General features: G+C 70.0%; 16 protein-coding genes. 8 read left to right on the forward strand and 8 right to left on the reverse strand.

All coding sequences use genetic code 11. The features are described 5' to 3' along the window. Positions 1-3: 3 nt before the first annotated feature. Positions 4-366 carry a hypothetical protein gene (locus tag D7V77_RS02000; protein ID WP_120574572.1) on the reverse strand — a complete coding sequence of 121 codons (363 nt, stop codon included), beginning with the start codon at positions 364-366 and terminating at the stop codon, positions 4-6. 167 nt (positions 367-533) lie between these two features. Between D7V77_RS02000 and D7V77_RS02005 the strand changes: the two genes are divergently transcribed. Further along, positions 534-1,937 carry an FAD-binding oxidoreductase gene (locus tag D7V77_RS02005; RefSeq protein WP_120574573.1) on the forward strand — a complete coding sequence of 468 codons (1,404 nt, stop codon included), beginning with the start codon at positions 534-536 and terminating at the stop codon, positions 1,935-1,937. A gap of 24 nt (positions 1,938-1,961) precedes the next feature. Here D7V77_RS02005 and serA read toward each other — a convergent pair whose 3' ends face one another. The 3 genes from serA to D7V77_RS02020 form a co-directional block, all read right to left on the reverse strand. Continuing rightward, positions 1,962-3,215 carry a phosphoglycerate dehydrogenase gene (gene serA, locus D7V77_RS02010; protein ID WP_120574574.1) on the reverse strand — a complete coding sequence of 418 codons (1,254 nt, stop codon included), beginning with the start codon at positions 3,213-3,215 and terminating at the stop codon, positions 1,962-1,964. 159 nt (positions 3,216-3,374) lie between these two features. Beyond that, positions 3,375-5,036 (reverse strand): serine protease, encoded by a 1,662-nt coding sequence (locus D7V77_RS02015; RefSeq protein WP_120574575.1) that lies wholly within the window; start codon positions 5,034-5,036, stop codon positions 3,375-3,377. 127 nt (positions 5,037-5,163) lie between these two features. Further along, positions 5,164-5,541 (reverse strand): STAS/SEC14 domain-containing protein, encoded by a 378-nt coding sequence (locus D7V77_RS02020; RefSeq protein ID WP_120574576.1) that lies wholly within the window; start codon positions 5,539-5,541, stop codon positions 5,164-5,166. Positions 5,542-5,829: 288 nt separating this feature from the next. Between D7V77_RS02020 and D7V77_RS02025 the strand changes: the two genes are divergently transcribed. Continuing rightward, a complete protein-coding gene (locus D7V77_RS02025; protein WP_120574594.1) occupies positions 5,830-6,861 on the forward strand; it encodes a class I SAM-dependent methyltransferase in 1,032 nt (343 codons plus the stop codon). On the opposite strand, the gene D7V77_RS02030 is transcribed toward D7V77_RS02025, so the two are convergent. Further along, a complete protein-coding gene (locus tag D7V77_RS02030; protein ID WP_120574577.1) occupies positions 6,862-11,820 on the reverse strand; it encodes an ATP-binding protein in 4,959 nt (1,652 codons plus the stop codon). Between the two features lie 441 nt (positions 11,821-12,261). Between D7V77_RS02030 and D7V77_RS02035 the strand changes: the two genes are divergently transcribed. Genes D7V77_RS02035 through hppD form a run of 3 tightly spaced genes read left to right on the forward strand, consistent with a single transcriptional unit; the run spans position 12,262 to position 15,102 of the window. Beyond that, positions 12,262-13,242: a fumarylacetoacetate hydrolase family protein gene (locus D7V77_RS02035; RefSeq protein ID WP_120574578.1), complete on the forward strand. Its 981-nt coding sequence runs from the start codon at positions 12,262-12,264 to the stop codon at positions 13,240-13,242. Continuing rightward, on the forward strand, positions 13,239-13,898 hold the full coding sequence (gene maiA, locus D7V77_RS02040; RefSeq protein ID WP_120574579.1) for a maleylacetoacetate isomerase: 660 nt from the start codon (positions 13,239-13,241) through the stop codon (positions 13,896-13,898). Before D7V77_RS02035 ends, maiA begins: the two co-directional genes overlap by 4 nt. 40 nt (positions 13,899-13,938) lie before the next feature. After that, positions 13,939-15,102, forward strand: coding sequence for a 4-hydroxyphenylpyruvate dioxygenase (gene hppD, locus D7V77_RS02045; protein ID WP_120574580.1), 1,164 nt, complete (start codon positions 13,939-13,941; stop codon positions 15,100-15,102). A gap of 54 nt (positions 15,103-15,156) precedes the next feature. Here the strand turns inward: hppD and D7V77_RS02050 are convergent, their stop codons facing one another. Then, a complete protein-coding gene (locus D7V77_RS02050; protein WP_120574581.1) occupies positions 15,157-15,450 on the reverse strand; it encodes a hypothetical protein in 294 nt (97 codons plus the stop codon). Positions 15,451-15,570: 120 nt separating this feature from the next. Here D7V77_RS02050 and D7V77_RS02055 point away from each other — a divergent pair, with 120 nt between their 5' ends. From D7V77_RS02055 to D7V77_RS02065, 3 genes are all read left to right on the forward strand, one after another. Then, a complete protein-coding gene (locus D7V77_RS02055; protein ID WP_126934665.1) occupies positions 15,571-15,852 on the forward strand; it encodes a hypothetical protein in 282 nt (93 codons plus the stop codon). Between the two features lie 17 nt (positions 15,853-15,869). Beyond that, positions 15,870-16,091, forward strand: coding sequence for a hypothetical protein (locus D7V77_RS02060; RefSeq protein ID WP_147451960.1), 222 nt, complete (start codon positions 15,870-15,872; stop codon positions 16,089-16,091). Between the two features lie 120 nt (positions 16,092-16,211). Then, a complete protein-coding gene (locus tag D7V77_RS02065; RefSeq protein WP_120574584.1) occupies positions 16,212-16,472 on the forward strand; it encodes a hypothetical protein in 261 nt (86 codons plus the stop codon). 8 nt (positions 16,473-16,480) lie between these two features. On the opposite strand, the gene D7V77_RS02070 is transcribed toward D7V77_RS02065, so the two are convergent. Then, on the reverse strand, positions 16,481-16,858 hold the full coding sequence (locus D7V77_RS02070; protein ID WP_120574585.1) for a hypothetical protein: 378 nt from the start codon (positions 16,856-16,858) through the stop codon (positions 16,481-16,483). Between the two features lie 130 nt (positions 16,859-16,988). Next, positions 16,989-17,326 (reverse strand): sulfite exporter TauE/SafE family protein (locus tag D7V77_RS02075; RefSeq protein WP_147451962.1); only part of this gene is annotated, 338 nt, incomplete at its 5' end.

Raw genomic sequence — 17,326 nt, forward strand, 5'->3', positions numbered from 1 at the left:
GGGCTACTGGCGGGTCAGCGTGCAGGTCACGTAGTTGGTGGCGGAGTTCTCCCACTTCCACGTGAACAGGAAGCGCCCTGGCCGGGTCATGGCGAGCAGCGCCAGCCGGTCACACCGTTCCGCCTCCACGGAGACGCTCGCCTCGTTCGAGTACCCCCCCGCCCAGAACCGGAAGGTGCGCGGCGTGCTCTCTCCCACGAGCGTCCCGGTGACTTCGAGCGCCATGGGGCCCGTGGTGTAGGAGTCCACCGTCGCGAAGACATAGGGCACGCCCCAGTCGGGCTGCTCCGGCTGGGTCTGGGCCCGGGCGGTGCTCGGAGCAAGGAACAGGGTGGCCAGCAGGGCGAGTGCGCGGAGCGACGACATGGATGTTCCTCGAAAGGGCAGGGCCGCGACGGGGGCGCGGCGTCCGAGCCCTATACGGAGAGAGCCGGACTCCTTGGCTCTTTTCCGGCCCGGCATGCGTCAGGCCCCGTGCGCCGGGGCGCCGCCGGGCTTGTCATGCCCCGGGGGCTGCAATACGCCTTGGACCCATGTCCACCGCCGCGCTGCCCGCCGACTTCCTCCGCGCCATCGCCGAGTCCTTCCCCGCCGACTTCCTCACCCGGGAGTCCGCGGAGCTCCAGGAGTACGGCCGCGACTGGACGCGCGTATACGCCCCGGCGCCGGGTGCGGTGGTCTTCCCTCGCACCACGGAGGAGGTGGCCCGCTTCGTGGCCCTGTGCCACCAGCACCGCGTTGCCTTGGTGCCCTCCGGCGGGCGCACGGGCCTGGCTGGCGGGGCGGTGGCCATGCACGGCGAGGTGGTGCTGTCGCTCAAGCGGATGACCCGCATGGAGCCCGTGGACCTGTTGGGCAACACGGTGCGCGTGCAGGCCGGCGCGGTGACGGAAGGAGTGCACCAGCACTGCGCGCCGCACGGGCTCACCTGGCCGGTGGACTTCGCGTCCAAGGGCAGCAGCACCGTGGGCGGCAACATCGCCACCAACGCGGGCGGCGTGAAGGTCATCCGCTACGGCCTCACCCGGCAGTGGGTGCTGGGCCTCCAGGTGGTGACGGCGCAGGGGCAGGTGCTGGAGCTCAACGGCGCGCTGGAGAAGAACAACACCGGCGCGGACCTGCGCCAGCTCTTCATCGGCAGCGAGGGCACGCTGGGCGTCATCACGGAGGCCACGCTCAAGCTGACGCGGCTGCCCGGCAAGCAGGACGTCTTCCTCTTCGCGGTGCCGGACGTGGCCGCCGTGCTGCGGCTGTTCCGCGACGCGCGTCAGGCGCCGCTGGTGCTCTCCGCCTACGAGTTCTTCACCGACAAGTGCCTGGCCCGCGTGCAGCGCCACCGCAAGCTGCGCTCGCCCTTCGAGGCCTCCAGCGGCTGCTACGTCCTGCTGGAGTCCGAGGGCGGTGACCCGGCGGCGGTGGAGGCGTGGCTCGGCTCCCTCTTCGAGCGCGGGCTCGTCACCGACGGCACCCAGGCGCAGGGCGCGGCGCAGGCACAGGAGCTGTGGTCCCTGCGCGAGTCCATCAGTGAGAGCCTGTCCGCCACGGGCGTGCTGCACAAGAACGACATCTCCCTGCCGGTGGCGAACCTGGAGGCGTTCTGCGCGGAGCTGGATGCCATCTTCGCCAGCCGCTACCCGGGCTGGGAGATCTGCCTCTTCGGCCACATCGGTGACGGCAACCTGCACGTCAACGTGATGAAGCCGGACGCGGTGGAGAAGGCGGACTTCTTCGCCCACGCGAAGCAGTCCGACCACGCCATGTTCGACCTCGTGCGCAAGCACGGCGGCAGCATCTCCGCCGAGCACGGCATCGGCCTGCTCAAGAAGGACTACCTGGACTACACGCGCGCGCCCGGGGAGATGGAGCTCTTGCGCACCCTCAAGCGCGCGCTGGACCCCGCGGGGATCCTCAACCCGGGGAAGATTTTGGACGCCTGAGGGCGCGGTCCAGCGCCCGGCGTTTCAGGACACGATGCGCGTCTTGATGTCCGTCTCCAGCCCGGCGATGGCCTCGCACACCTGGCGGGACACGTCCTGGTCCAGGTCCATCACCAGGTAGCCCACGTTCGCATCCGTGCTCAGCACCTGCGCGTGGATGTTGGCGTTCAGGTCGGACACGATGCGGTTGATGTCACGCAGCACGCCCGGCGTGTTGCGGTGCACGTTGATGATGCGGTGGGTGCCCGGGTTGATGGGCGCCTCCACGTTGGGGAAGTTCACCGCGCCCGTCGTCGCGCCGCCCTTCACGAACTTGAGCAGCGACGTGGCCACCTCCTTGCCAATGGACGCCTGCGCCTCCTCCGTGGACCCGCCGATGTGCGGCGTGAGCACCACGTTGGGCAGCCCCTGCAGCTCCGTCACGAAGCCGTCCGAATTGCCCTCCGGCTCCTCCGGATACACGTCCACCGCCGCGCCACCCAGGTGCTTGGAGCGCAGCGCCTGCGCCAGCGCCGGGATGTCCACCACCGTGCCGCGGCTGGCGTTGATGAGGCACGCGCCCGGCTTCATGGCGGCCAGCTGCTCCGCGCCCATCATCAGATGGGTGGAGGCCAGCGCCGGCACGTGCAGCGTCACGAAGTCGGACTCCGCCAGCAGCGCGTTCAGTGTGGCCACCGACCGCGAGTTGCCCAGCGGCAGCTTCGTCATCACGTCGTAGTAGAGGACGCGCATGCCCAGCGCCTCCGCCAGCACGCCCAGCTGCGAGCCGATGTGCCCGTAGCCGATGATGCCCAGCGTCTTGCCGCGCACCTCGTGGCTGCCCGTGGCCACCTTGCGCCACTGCCCCGTGTGCACCTCGCGGCTGCGGTCGAAGAGCTGGCGCGTCAGCACCACCACCTCCGCCAGCACCATCTCCGCCACGCTGCGCGTGTTGCTGAACGGCGCGTTGAACACCGGCACGCCGTGCACGCTGGAGGCGAGCAGGTCCACCTGGTTGGTGCCGATGCAGAAGGCCCCAATCGCCAGCAGGTCCTCCGCGTACTTCAGCGCCTCCTCCGGCACCGTCGTCTTGCTGCGGATGCCCAGCAGGTGCACGCCCCTGAGCCGCTCCGCCAGGTCCTCCGGCTTGAGCGCGGCGGACAGCCGCTCCACCTCGAAACCCTCCACCTTCAGCATCTCCTGGGCCGAGGCGTGGATGTTCTCCAGCAGCAGGACTCGCAGCGGACCCTCGGTGCTCACGGGGCGGCGGGGCGACGGCGGGAAGCGGGGTGTGCTCATGGCGCCTTGCGTTAGACCTCGCCCTCCAAGGTGTCAAGCCTCGGGTGGGGAGGGAAGCCCCCGGGGCAGGAGCGGCTGGGCGCCAAAAGACACCGGGCCCGTCCCTCCCCGTATCACGAGGGAGCGACAGGCCCGGAAGGACAGCTCAGACGCGGGAGGCTACTGGAGGGTCCAGGCCAGCGTGCCGCTGCACGCCTCGCTGCCGAAGCAGCCCACGCGAATCTGGTACGCGCCGCCCGCGCTCGCCGGCGCGGTGTAGGACGCGCGGGACAGCGAGCCGCAGCCGGAGGCGTCGTCGTTGAACGTCACCTGCTGGCCGGCGGCGTTGAACAAGCGCACCACCGTGTCACCGGTGCCCGTCGCGCTCCCCACGCCGCAGCTGCCGAAGGTCAGCGTCTGGCCGGGGGCGATGTCCACGTTCGCGTTCTGCGTGTTGCGCGTGGCGTTGGCGGTGTCGCTGACGTTGAAGGCCTGGGTGCCGCTCGCGGGCGTCGTCGTGCCGCCCGAGACAATCTCCCACGCCACCGTGCCGGCGCAGCTGCCGGCCTGGTAGCAACCGGCGCGGACTTCATAGGTGCCCGCGACGCTGGCCGTGTAGCTGATCTTCGAACCGTAGCCGCTGCCGCAGCCGTCGTCGTTGGAGGCGACCTCCGTGCCCGTCGGGCCGCGCAGGCGCAGGAAGGAGTCCCCGCTGGTGAGGGCCGCGCCGGTGACGCCGCAGGTGCCCACGGTGAGCTTGTCGCCGGCCTTGAGCGTCACCGTGCCGTTGATGGTGCTGCGCGTGGCGCTGGAGGTGTTGGACGCGGTGAAGACGTAGTTGGTCGCGGGGGGCGGCGTGGTGTTGCACAGCCGCACGTTGGTGTTGGCCGCGCAGAACGCCGTGATGGCCTGGTTCACGTAGGTGATCTCCTCACCACCGCAACCCGTCTCCGAGCACACGTTGACCTCGTAGCAGCCCTGGCCCGAGCGCAGCACGTAGTCCTCGTCGCCGCGCACCAGGATGCCCGCGATGGTGTTGGTGGCCGTCTCGTACACGGCGGAGCCGGAGTTGCCCGCGAAGGTGTCCGTGGTCGCGACGAAGTAGTCCTTGAGGCCGGAGTTGACCGCGCGGACGGAGCCGCCCGAGTCGATCTTCACCGGGAGACCGCTGCCGCTGCCGATGACGGCCACGTTCTGGCCCACGGTCATCGCGGTGTTGCCCGCGCGCACCGGAGCGGGGGTGAAGCGCGGCGCCGCCGAGCGGTCCATCCGGATGATGGCGTAGTCCAGGTCGCCGGCGCTGTTCGACGACTGCCGGCGCACCACGATGCTCTTGCAGGAGAAGACGTCCTGGCTGGTGATGGTCTCCAGCGTGTTCTCCGACGTCTTGTAGAACTTGAAGACGAAGCGCGTGTCGGCGCACTCCGCCGCGCTCGTCACGCAGTGGCCCGCGGTCAGCACCAGGTCATCGTCGATGAGCGTGCCCGAGCAGAAGGCCGGCGCCGGGTCGTTGTAGAAGCGCTGGTCGGTGCACAGGCCCTCCCACTCGCTCAGCGGCGTCTGGTCCACGATGATGTTGTTCGGGTTCGAGTCGTCGATGAAGTCCGGCGTCAGCAGCGCCACGGTGGACTGACGCGCCCGGTCCTGCAGGGTCGCGCTGGGGTGCGCGTAGACTTCCATGCGGTCGTCGTTGCCGTAGACGACCGGCGCGTTCGACTCGTTCAGCGCGGGCTGCTGCTCCGGCGAACCGGACTCGGGAGCCGGCCCGCAGGCCAGGGCGGTGAGGGTACAGAACAGGGTGCCGAGCAGCTTCGCGCGGCGGGCGGGGGCGGACACGGACATGCGGGGTGACTCCTGACGGGTACGGCGACAGATACAGCGAAGAAAGGGGGTGTTACTGGAAGACGTAGACGGACCCGTGCGGTCGCATGGAAGGACCGGGGGGTAGGGGATGTCGGGGGTTCTGCTTTCAGTCCGCGTCGGGGGCTTCGAGCCAGGACAGGGCCTCGGAGCGGGTCTCGAAGGTCTTCGCCGGGATGGTGAGGCCGGCGTTCTTGGTCATGCGCCACGCCTGCAGGCCGCTGCCGGGGTCGCTCACCACGCGCGCGGAGCGCTTCATGCCGCGCTGCTGGGCGTAGGCGTTCAGCCGGGCCATCTCCCCCACCACCGTGGAGGGCATCACCCGCAACCTGGACTGGTCCACCAGCGCGGACCACTCCGAGCCCCCGCGGGCGGTGATGTCCTTCTTCAGTTGCTCGACGTACTCGGTCACGTCCTTCGGCGTCACTTCCGACGGATAGATGATCTCGATGATGTCGTGGGGCAGGTGGGCGATTTCAATCTTCATGCGCGGCTTGCGGCTCTCTTCCAGGCGGGGCGCGCCATCCTAACCGCAGTGCCTGTCGCCGGATACCGCGCCCCCCCGCAATCCCTCCCCCGGAGCGGGGATTGTCGGACCTTGCGGGTAGAACCGTGACTGGAGGGCCACACGGACCCGGTGCGTCACGCCACGTGCGGCCGGTGTGGGCCGGGTGGTGCAGGGGAGCCCCGGCCGGCTGACTGGAGGCGGGCCTGGCGAAAGGCGCGGGCTCGGGAAGTGAATGACCCCCACTCCCAGGTTGTCAGGATGATGCCCATGCGCCAGCCCATCCTGTCGGTCCACGGCGCGGCTCTCCCAGTCGCGCCTGAAGCCAACCACCTCGTCCTGGTGAATCCCCCCCGGGAAGAGGCGCCTTTACCAGAGGAAGTGTTCACGGAGGCGCGAGAGTGGCTGGACAGCCTGCACTCCCGGATGATGCAGGGTCCGGACGAGACGCTGCATGCCGGGATGACCGCCCTTCACGGGGGACTCATCCACCGGCGGCGGCAGTGGAGCCCGGAGGTGTGGAAGCGCTTCTGCCAGGAGCTGGCGCGCAAGCACCCCATGCGCCCCTTCCTGCACCAGTGCCCCTTCACCCGGCACGCCTTCGAACGGCCACGTGGCTACGCGGGTGACGCGGCCCTCATTGACTACCTCTACATGGACCACGCGGCGGACGAACTGCACGCGGGCCGCGAAATCTACCGCTACATGCACGGGCAGCCGTCCGCGCGGAGCGTGCGCGAGCGCCGGGAGCTGCTCGCTCGGATGATGGACGAGACTGCCGGGCGACGGCCCGACGGGCGCGTGCTGTCGGTGGCGTGCGGGCACCTGAGGGAGGCGGAGGCGTCGCGCGCGGTGGCGGAGCGCCGGCTCCAGGAGCTCATCGCGTTCGACCAGGACCCGGTGAGCCTGGCGGAGATTTCGCGCCTGCACCCGGGCGGCATCGTGCGGCCGGTGTGCGGCTCGGTCCGCTCGCTGCTCGCGGGCAAGGTGGCGTTCGCGGACCTGGACTTCGCGTACTCCGCCGGGCTGTACGACTACCTGTCGGACTCCGTGGCCGCGCGCCTGACCGCGCTGCTCTTCCAGATGCTGCGCCCGGGCGGACGCCTGCTGGTGGCCAACTTCGCGGTGCACCCGCCGGAGACGGGCTACATGGAGGCCTTCATGGACTGGTGGCTCACCTACCGGGACGAGGACGGCATGCGCGACCTCTTGTCGGAGACGCCGCTGGAGCAGGTGGACAACGTGCGGCTGTTCCGCGACTCGCAGGACAACGTCATCTACCTGGAAGTGACGCGCCGCTAGTCAGTGCATCGGCGAGCCGGAGCGGGGCAGGGTGACGGTGAAGGTGGAGCCCTGCTCCGGGGCGCCGGCGACGTCGATGTTGCCGCCCAGCGCCTGGACGATTTCGCGGACAATCCAGAGGCCCAGGCCGAAGCCGCCGTAGTGGCGCACGGACACCGCGCGCTCGAAGCGCTCGAAGATGCGCGCCCGGTCCTCCTCCGCGATGCCGATGCCGTGGTCGCGCACCTCCAGGCGCACGTCCGTCGCGTCGCCGTCCAGCGTCACCTCCACCGGCTTGCCCGCGCCGTACTTCATGGCGTTGGTCAAGAGGTTGCCCACCACCTGCTCCAGCCGGAGCGCGTCCCAGTGGCCGATGAGGCGTGGCTCGCTGGCGTGGAAGCGCACCTCGCACTCGGCGCGGACCAGGGCCTCGCGGCTGCGCTCCAGCTGGGCGCGCACCAGCGCCACCAGGTCCACGTCCTCGCGCTTGATGTGCAGCTGGCCCTGCGCGATGCGGGAGATGTCCAACAGGTCGTTGACCAGCTTCCCCAGCCGCTGTGTCTGCGAGAAGGCGGACTCCAGCTTCGCGGTCAGCTTCTCCGGAGGCATGGGCGCGCCCTTGGCCTTCGCCTGGAGCCCCTGGATGTGCAGCTGCAGCGACGTGAGCGGCGTCTTCAACTCGTGCGCGGCGATGGACAGGAAGTCGTCGCGCCGGCGCACGGCCTCCTGCTCCTCGCGGTACAGGCGGCCCTGCTCCTCGGAGAGGGCGGCGACGCGCTCGAAGTTCTCCGCGTTCTCCAGCGCCGCGCCCGCGAGCACCGCCACGAAGGACGCCAGGCGCTCCTCGTCCTCGCCGAAGAGCGAGCCCACCTTGCGGTGGCTGGCCACCACGCACGCCACCGTCTTGCCTCGGACCTGGAGGGGCGCGCACAAGAGCGAGCGCACCCCGAGCAGCTCCATGCTCTCGCTGATGCCGCCGGGCAGTCCCTGGCCCAGCACGGTGATGCGGCCGGTCTCCAGCGCGCGTGCGAGCGCGGTGCGGCTGAGGCCCTGGTTCTTCGCGTCCTCCTCGGACACCACCGCGCGCGGATCCACCACGGCGCAGCGCTCCGCGCGCAGCAGCTCCTGCATGGACTGGCGCGCGGTTTCAAAGACGGCCTCGCGCGACAGGGCGGAGGCGAGCCTGCGCCCCACCTCCAGCACGCGAGGGAAGCGGTCCACCAGCGACAGCGTCTCCACGCCGGTGCCGTGCTCCGTCCCCTTGTGCAGGCCATCCTCCATGGCCTCCAATTCGCGCGCCGACGTCTCCAGGTCGCGCGCGGCACCGGGCCAGCCCTGCACCCGGGCCACCTCGCCGCGGGCCTGGAGCGTCAGCGCGCGCTCCTGGCGCATCTCCAGCTGTTCGGCCACGCGCAGGGCTTCGTCCAGGTACCTGCGGGCCCGCGCGGGCCGGCCTCGCAGCGCGCACATCAGGCCGCGCTCGCGCAGCGCATGGGGCAGGTTGTTGCGGTAGGTGCGCGCGACGTCATGGGCGCGCTTCGCCACGCCATCCGCCTCTTTCAGGAGCCGTTCGCGCTGCCTGGGATTGAGCGGGCTGGCCTGCTGCGCCAGGCGACGGCGCGCGGTGGCGAGCCACGGGGTGATGGGGGCCACGTACTCCTGACGCAGGTGCGCGTCCTCCACCACGCGCTCGGCGCGCTCCAGCACCTCCGCGGCGCGCGCGGGTTCGTTCTCACGCAACAGGCGCAGGCCTTCCGCCTGGAGCACGCCCGCGAAGGACTGCGGGTCGGTGGCGGTGGGCGCCGCCAGCTCCGTCTCCAGCAGCGCCGCGGGGATGCGGCCCCCGGTGGACTTGGCCCACGCCTCCAGGCCCAGGCGCAGCGAATACCGGTCCCCCAGCGCGAGCGCCGCCGCGTGCAGCTTCTGGCTCACCACCGCGGCCTCCTTCAGGCGGCCCAGGCGGTAGAGCGACATGGCGATTTGAAAGGTGGCGTTGTTCACCTCCCACGGGTCGCCGGTGCGCTCCAGCAGGCGCACCGCCTCGCGGCACTTCTCGATGCACTCCTTGAAGCGCGACGAGGCGTAGAGGGCCAGGCCATAGAAGTGCAGCGACTGGCCCTGGCCCCACACGTCGCCCAATTGCTGACGCAGGGCCAGTGACTTCTCCGCGTAGGCGTACGCGCGCTGGAACCAGGGCAGGGTGGTGAGCGCGGGCGAGTGCGCGGAGTAGGCCTGCGCCAGCTCCGGCGTGGGCGGGTAGCGCTCCGCCAGGTTCATGTCTCGCAGGTGTGCCCACAGCACCGCGGCGCGGCCCCGCTGGTACCAGTAGCCGTACGCGAGCCGGCTGTAGAGGTTGACCGCGAGCAGGTCCTCCTCGCCTCGCGCCAGGGACTTGCGGCCCAGCCACAGGCGCGGCGCCACGGTGTGCGCGGCCTGCGTGAGGATTTCCCACGCCGCGCTGGCGCCGGTGGTCAGCGTGCCGGGCGGCACCCAGCGGCCCAGCAGCTTCAGGCCCTGCTCCAGGTAGGCGTTGGCCTGCACCGTCTGGCCGCGCTTGAAGGCGAGCTCGCCCAGGTGGCCCAGCGTGCGGCCCTGCTCCAGCCGGTCGCGCGCCAGGGCCTGCGCGGCCTCCAGCTGCCGCTGCGCTTCGTCATAGCGGCCGCGCATCATCAGCGCGGTGCCCAGCCCGGACGCGATGCGGTAGCGGGTGTGCGCGTCCGCGCCTGAAGCGCCGCGCTCGGCGATGCGGTAGTTCACCTCCGCGCTGTCCAATGAGAAGCGCTGGCGCGCCTGCTCCGCGGCCACCAGCGCGTAGGGCAGGGCCTGCGCGCGCTCACCCGCCGCGTCGAAGTGGTAGGCCAGCTCGAACGGGTCGGTGGGCACGGACTGCTGGGAGGCCCTCGCGGCCAGCCGGTGCAGCTCCCGGCGCTCCTCCGGGGAGAGCAGGTCCAACAGCACCTCGCGCAGCTTGTCGTGCACGAAGGTGAAGCGCGTGCCCTCCGTCCACAGCATGTGACGGCGGCGCGGGGGCTCCAGCGCGGTGGTGACGGCGTCCAGCGGCGTGCCGGAGAGGGCCGCCACCGCCCTCGCGTCGAAGGACTTGCCCAGCACGGCGCCCACGCTGAGCACGTGCAGGGACTCCGGCGGCAGGAGGCGCAGGCGCCGCACCAGGAAGGTGGCCGCCTGTCGCGACGAACGCGCGTGCGCCATCGCCTCCGGCTGCACCCGCCAACCGTCCGGGCCGGGCATGAGGACGCCGTCCTCCACCAGCCCGTGCAGCACCGCGGAGGCCATGAACGGATTGCCCTCCGCCAGCCGCGTCACCAGCTCCACGGCCTCCTGCGGCAGCACGCCGGCCATGGACTCCGCCAGCAGCGCCACTTCCGCCGCGCCAAAGGCGGACAGCTTCAGGTGCGCGCCCGGTGCCAGGCGCCTCAGCACGTGGTCCGCGTGGATGTCCTCGCTGCGGAAGGACACGATGAGCAGCAGCCGTCCGTCCCCGGCGCGGCGGCCCTGCGACCACGCCTCCAGCGCGCGCAGGGTGAGCGTGTCCGCCCACTGGCAATCCTCCAGCACCACCACCGCGGGCGCGTCCGGCGTGCCCAGCGCGCTCAACAGCGAGGTGAGGCACCACACGCTGCGGCTCTCGCTCAGGGACTCCGGCCCCAGCCCCTGGGACCTCGGCGTCCGCGAGTCCGGGAGGAGCACCTCCGTGAGCGGGGGCAGCACCGTGCACAGGCCGGCCTCCTGGCCCGCGAGCCTCTCCCTCAGGAGCGCGCCCAGCGCGGACTCCTCGCGCACGGCGGCGGCGATGCCCTCCGCCACGCCCGCGAAGAGCTGGAAGGGGCGCTGCGCGGCCTGGTCCTGCGCCTGCCCATGCAGCACCCACGCGCGCTGGCCCGCGGCCCGGGCGGAGAACTCCTCCAGCAGCCGGCTCTTGCCGCCGCCGGACTCGCCCTCCACCACCACGGCGCGCGAGCCGTCCTCGCGCGCGTGCTCGAGCTCGCGCTCCAGCGTCAACAGCTCCTCGCGGCGGCCCACGAAGGACGGCTCGGTGAGGCTCTGGCGGTGGTCGTGCGCGCCGGTGACGAGCGCGGGCTCCGCCTCACCCCGGGACAGCGCGGCCTCCAGCGCGTTCAGGTCCGCGAGCGCGGCGTCCGCGGACTGGTAGCGGTCGCGCGGATCCGTCTGGCTCAGCCGCGCGATGAGCTCCTCCATCGCCAGCGGCACCTCCACGCCCACGGGCCTCAGGCGCGGGTGCGCGGTGAGGTGCAGGCGCAGCACCTCGCCCACCGTCGCGCCCTCCAGGGCGGGGCGGCCGGACAGCGCCTCGAAGAGCACCAGGCCCACCGCGTACAGGTCCGACGGCGCCTCCACCGGCCGGTTGATGAGCCCCGCCTGCTCCGGGGACATGTAGCGCGCGGTGCCCACGGGCAGGTCGCGCAGGGACGGATCCAACCGCTCGCTGCGAGACAGGCCGAAGTCGGTGAGCCACGCGGCGGACAACGGGAAGTCGCGCACCAGGATGTTGGAGGGCTTCAAGTCGCGGTGGAGGACGCCCTCGCGGTGCGCCGCCGCGAGCGCATTGAGCAGGCGCTGGCCCAGGACGATGGCTTCCGGCAGGGACAGCGGGCCGCGCCGCAGGCGCTCCGCCAACGTCTCGCCATCCACCCACGCGGTGACCAGGTAGAGCAGCTCGTCGGAGGTGCCCAGGTGCCGTACGGGCACCAGCGCGGGGCTGTGCAGCCGCGACAGCACCTCCGCCTCGTGCTCCAGCCGGTGGCGGGACGTGGGGACGAAGGCGGACAGGGCGGTGACCTTCACGAGCACGCGCTCGTGCGTGAGCAGGTCCAACCCCTGCCAGGTGGAGATGCCCCGGCCCGCCTTCACCCGCTGGCGCAGCTCGTAGCGGTTGCCCAGCCGCTGGCCCGGGTGTGGCTCCCTGGGGGTGTCGCCGGCCTGTTGGAAGCCTTGCGCCATTCAATGCCCTCGCGAGCCCCCAAACCGCGCCGCCCCGGCGGCGTGGTCGGCCGGATGTCCCTCTTCCACAAGCTGGGTTTCCGCCCGGGTCCCTGCCAGGGGGGAGCGGCCCGCGCCGTGCGCGAGTTGCTCGGGATTTGAACAGTCGGCACGCTCCCGCTTCCCGCCCCTGGCCCCTGGTGCCCCCTGTCCGTTCGTGGAGCAGGCGGCCCGACAGGCGAACACGTGGGTTTCCACGACGCCCTGGCGTGTGGAGGCCCGCGCATCGTCCTTCAGCCGACAGCCACGCGAATGCGAGCGGCCAGCAACGTTGCTGGTGGGAGGAAGGATGCCGCGCCGCGTTCAACGGGCGTGCTTGACTCGCCTGGTTGCCCGGCGGAAAAGCCCGTCGGGTCAGGCGGCCTCCCCCTTCCTCCCCACAGGCCGCCGAGGAGCGCGAAATTGAAGCTCGCGACGCTCAAGGACGGAACTCGCGACGGGCGGCTCGTCGTCGTCAAGCGGGACAACTCCGCCTACGCGCTGGCCACCAACGTGGCCCTCACGCTTCAAGCGGCCCTGGATGACTGGGACGCGAAGGAGCCGCAGCTGCGCGCGTTGGCGCAGCAGCTGGAAGCCAGCGCGGTGCAGAGCCGTCCGCTGGACGTGAAGGCGCTCCACGCGCCCCTGCCACGCGCCTACGAATGGGTGGACGGCAGCGCGTACATCAACCACGTGATGCTGGTGCGCAAGGCGCGCAACGCGGAGCCTCCGGCCACGCTGCGCACGGATCCGCTGGTGTACCAGGGCGGCTCCGGCGACTTCCTCGCGCCCACGCAGGACATCCCGCTGCGCGACGAGGCGTGGGGCCTGGACTTCGAGAGCGAGGTCTGCGTCGTGCTGGGCGACACGCCCATGGGCACGAAGGCCGAGGACGCGGACAAGCACATCAAGCTGGTGATGATCGCCAACGACGTGTCCCTGCGGAACCTCATCCCGGAGGAGCTGGCCAAGGGCTTCGGCTTCTTCCAGAGCAAGCCCGCCACCGCGTTCGGCCCCTTCGCGCTGACGCCGGACGAACTGGGCGCGGCGTGGATGGACGGCCGCGTGCACCTGCGCATGCGCAGCACGCTCAACGGCCAGCTCGTGGGCGACGCGGACGCGGGCCCGGAGATGCACTTCTCCTTCCGCGACCTCATCCAGCACCTGACTCGCACGCGCGCCTTCACCGCGGGCACCATCCTGGGCAGCGGCACGGTGTCCAACGAGGACCGCGCGCGCGGCATCTCGTGCCTCGCCGAGCGCCGGATGATTGAGACCATCGATGAGGGCAAGCCGAAGACGTCCTTCATGAAGCCCGGCGACACCATCGAAATCGAGATGCTGGATGGCGAGGGGCACAGCCTCTTCGGCCGCATCTCGCAGACGGTGGTGAAGGCGCCATGAAGAACCTGAAGCTGCACAGCTACTGGCGCTCCTCCGCGTCCTGGCGTGCGCGCATCGCGCTGAACTGGAAGGGGCTCCCCTTCGAGTACCTGGCGGTGCACCTGCTCAAGGACGGCGGCCAGCAGAACTCCGCGGACTACCGCGCGGTGAATCCCATGGCCCGCGTGCCCACGCTGGAGTGGACGGAAGCGGACGGGCAGGCGCGCAAGCTGTCCGAGTCCATGGCCATCCTGGAATACCTGGAGGAGCGCGTGCCCTCGCCCGCCCTCCTGCCTGGCGACGCGTACCTCCGCGCGAAGGCGCGCATGCTGGCGGAGATGGTGAACGCCGGCATGCAGCCGTTGCAGAACACCTCGGTAACGCTGCGCATCAAGAACGAGCTGAAGGCGGACGAGAAGGCCTGGGCGGCGCACTGGAACGCGCACGGGCTGACGGCGCTGGAGGCGGCGGTGCAGGCGACGGCGGGGCGTTATTGTGTGGGGGACGGAGTGTCGTTCGCGGACGTGCTGTTGGTTCCGCAGCTCTACGGGGCCCGCCGGTTCGGTGTAGACCTGAAGCCCTATCCCACGCTGCTGCGCATCGAGGCGGCGTGCAACGAACTCCCCGCCTTCCAGGCGGCGCAGCCGGACCGGCAGCCCGACGCTCAGCCGGCGTAGTCACGAATCATCTTCTTCATCACCACGAGGAGTCAGCGACATGGCCAAGCAGGAATCGCTGGGCATCAAGGCCCTGGAGAGCATCCACTGGTACGTGCATGACCTGGAGCGCAGCCGCCAGTTCTACACGAAGGGGTTGGACTTCGCGGAGGTGGCGGTGTCCGGGCCGGAGCTGGACGCGCACGGCAAGCAGAAGTCCGCGCTGTTCCAGGCGGGTGAGATTGCCCTCGTCGTGAGCCAGCCCGTGGGCGAGGGCGGCCGCGCGTGGCGCTACCTGCGCAAGCACCCGGACGGCGTGGGCACGCTGAACTTTGAAGTGGAGGACGTGGAGAAGGCGTTCAAGCTGCTGGAGCAGCGCGGCGCCACGTTCATCACGGAGATCCAGCGCTTCACGGACGACGCGGGCGGAAAGCTGTCGTTCTTCTCCATCACGACGCCGTTCGGCGACACCACGTTCCGCTTCCTGCAGCGGGACAACTACAAGTCCATCTACCCGGGCTTCAAGGTGCACGCGAAGCCCCTGGGCGGCCAGAACAAGTACGGCTTCGACAAGTTGGACCACGTCACGTCGAACTTCCAGACGATGAAGCCCATGCTCCTGTGGATGGAGCACGTGATGGGCTTCGAGAAGTTCTGGCACATCGAGTTCCACACCGAGGACGTGGCGTCGCAGCAGAAGCGCGACCACGGCAGCGGCCTGAAGTCGGAAGTGATGTGGGATCCGAAGAGCGGCGTGAAGTTCGCGAACAACGAGCCCAAGTTCCCGTTCTTCAAGGCCAGCCAGATCAACATCTTCAACGAGGACCACCGCGGTGACGGCGTGCAGCACCTGGCCATCACGGTGAAGGACATCCTGTCCTCCGTGAAGGACATGCGGCAGAACGCGGGCATCCAGTTCATGCCGACGCCGGGCTCGTATTACGACGCGCTGCCGGAGCGCATCCAGAACATGGGCATCAAGAAGATCGACGAGGACATCAACGTCCTGCGCGAGCTGGAGGTGCTCATCGACGGTGACAAGGAGCGCAGCTACATGCTCCAGATCTTCATGAAGGACGCGGCGAGCCTCTACAAGCAGGCGGACGCGGGCCCGTTCTTCTACGAAATCATCCAGCGCAAGGGCGACCAGGGCTTCGGCGGCGGCAACTTCCGCGCCCTGTTCGAGAGCATCGAGCGCGCGCAGAAGGCCGAAGGGCGCGTCTAGCTTCGCGAGTGACCCGGCCGCGGAGCATCGCGGCCGGGCTACCGCTCCGGTGGGCTAGGGGTCGTACGGCTCGCACACCTGCAGCTCCGTGATCCACTCCCGGAACTGGGTCCGGATGCCGCTCCGGCCCACCTGCCGATTGCAGACCAGGCAGATCTCCCTGCCCACCTGCGTCGTATAGGTGGCATCGCTGTAGTATTTGACGTGGAAGGTGGCCGCGCAGAGGTCCAGCGCATCCTCACGCGTCGAAAGTGGGATCTCCTCTCCCACGTCCGCGTCCGCTTCGACACCGCCGCAGCCCGCCAGCAGTCCCAACGACAGAAGTCCGCCGATGATGCACTTTCGCATTGTCCGCCCCGGTTGGAGTTGGCCCGTCTTTCAGGGATTGAAAGTCTATCATGGCTGAGTGAGATGAGGCGGGCTGCCAGGGTGGCATGCATCGCCTATCTTCACTCCATGCGAATGTTCATGGGGCTGTTTCTGGCGGGCGCGCTGGGGTGGGGTTGCCAGTCCGCCGACTACGGTGTGCAAGCGAAGGCGCCGCTGGACTGCAAAGCGACCTACGTGGCGTGTGGTTGTGGCTGCTGCGGCGGAGTGGAGCCGGAGGTGCAGTGTCTGTCCTGCGCGAAGGGCGACGACCTCCAGGCGCTCATCCAGAAGGACCAGGAGGCGAAGAAGGATCCGCAGTGCGCCGTCATGGGCTGCTCCCCCGGCACGAAGTACGTGTACTGCGACGCGAATCCCCAATGACCCTCATTGAACCCATCATGCTCGTGGGAGCCGCCAGCGGAGGCGTGGTGGGGGCGGTCTGGGGCTTCGGGTCGGGAATCGGCTGGGCGGTGGCGGGACTCGTCGGAGGCGTCGTGCTGGGCCCCATCCTCTTGCTGCTGCTGCTGTTCGTCCTGGCGATGTTGATGACGCTGGTCACGAAAGGGCCGCGCGCGGTGCTGCGCGACCTGCGGGGAAGGCGTCCCCCTGAGCGCCCCTGACCACGCTTCGTCTATCCTCTCCCCATGACCTCGCCAACACAGCCCCTGGACTGGGACGAGTTGGAACACCGCACGAGCCCGGCGCCGGTCGCTCCTGTCCCCGGCGCACGACGACTGCTGGTGGTCGAGGACACCTTCGACATCCAGGGGCGCGGAATCCTTGTCGTTCCCGAGGTGGACCTGGGAGCGCGAGCTCAGATGGAGCTCCGTGTGGCGTTACGGCGGCCGGAGGGCGACGTCCTGCAAGCTGTCGCGCTGGCGCAGATTCCACTCGGCGGACGGTCACGTCCTCAGCATGTGCTCTGCTTCGGCACACTCTCCAAGCAGGACATTCCTCTTGGGACGGAGGTGTGGCTGCTCGGAGAGGTGGAATCGACCTGAACGGGACTCTATTCGCAGATCTGGTAGCAGTCGTTGCGCGTGGTGGCGCACTCGAGTGCGTCTTCCGGCGTCTTCGCGGCCCGCGCGCAGACCAGGAACTCCCTGTAGCAGGCGTCCTGGCACGGCGGCAGCTGCTGGGCCTGCACGGGCGCCGCGCCCAGGTCGCAGCCCTCGAAGCAGCGGTCCTGGTCCTCCGCGCACCAGGCCTGCCGCTCGGGCGTCGTCGCGGTCCGCATACAGTGGTTGTAGATGGTGATGCAGGCGCGCTCACACGGCGGCGGGGCCATGGCCGTCACATCCTGTGTCTCCTGCGCCTCCTGCTCCACTCCGCCACAGCCCGCGAAGAAGCCCACCGACAGCACTGCCGCGATGAATGACAAACGCATGGAATGGTCCCTGGGGTGATTGCCGTGAAGTACGGCAAGCCCATTCTTGCGCTGTCCATGCCCTCAAGGGCAGACAGGGTGGTCCGGTTTTGAAAGGAATTGAACGCCGGGGCGCGTCATCCCCAGCGTCTCACCACCACCCCGCCAGCGCGTCCCGGTTCTTGAACATGATGAAGGCGCCCATCACGACGAGGAAGAGGGAGAAGGCCCGCTTGAGGGCCGCCTGCGAGACGTAGTGGGTGGCCCAGGTGCCGACGAGGATGCCCGCCACGGCGATGGCCGTGAAGATGCCCAGGGAGAGCCAGGGCACCTGGACGTGGCCGAGGTAGCCGGCGAAGCCCACGAAGGAGTTGAGGGCGATGACGAGCAGGCTCGTGCCCACCGCCTGCTTCATCGGGAGGCCCACCAGGAGCACCAGCGCCGGGACGATGAGGAAACCGCCGCCCACCCCGACCAGCCCCGTGAGCC

Source organism: Corallococcus sp. CA041A (assembly GCF_003612075.1).
Taxonomy (GTDB): Bacteria; Myxococcota; Myxococcia; order Myxococcales; family Myxococcaceae; genus Corallococcus; species Corallococcus exiguus.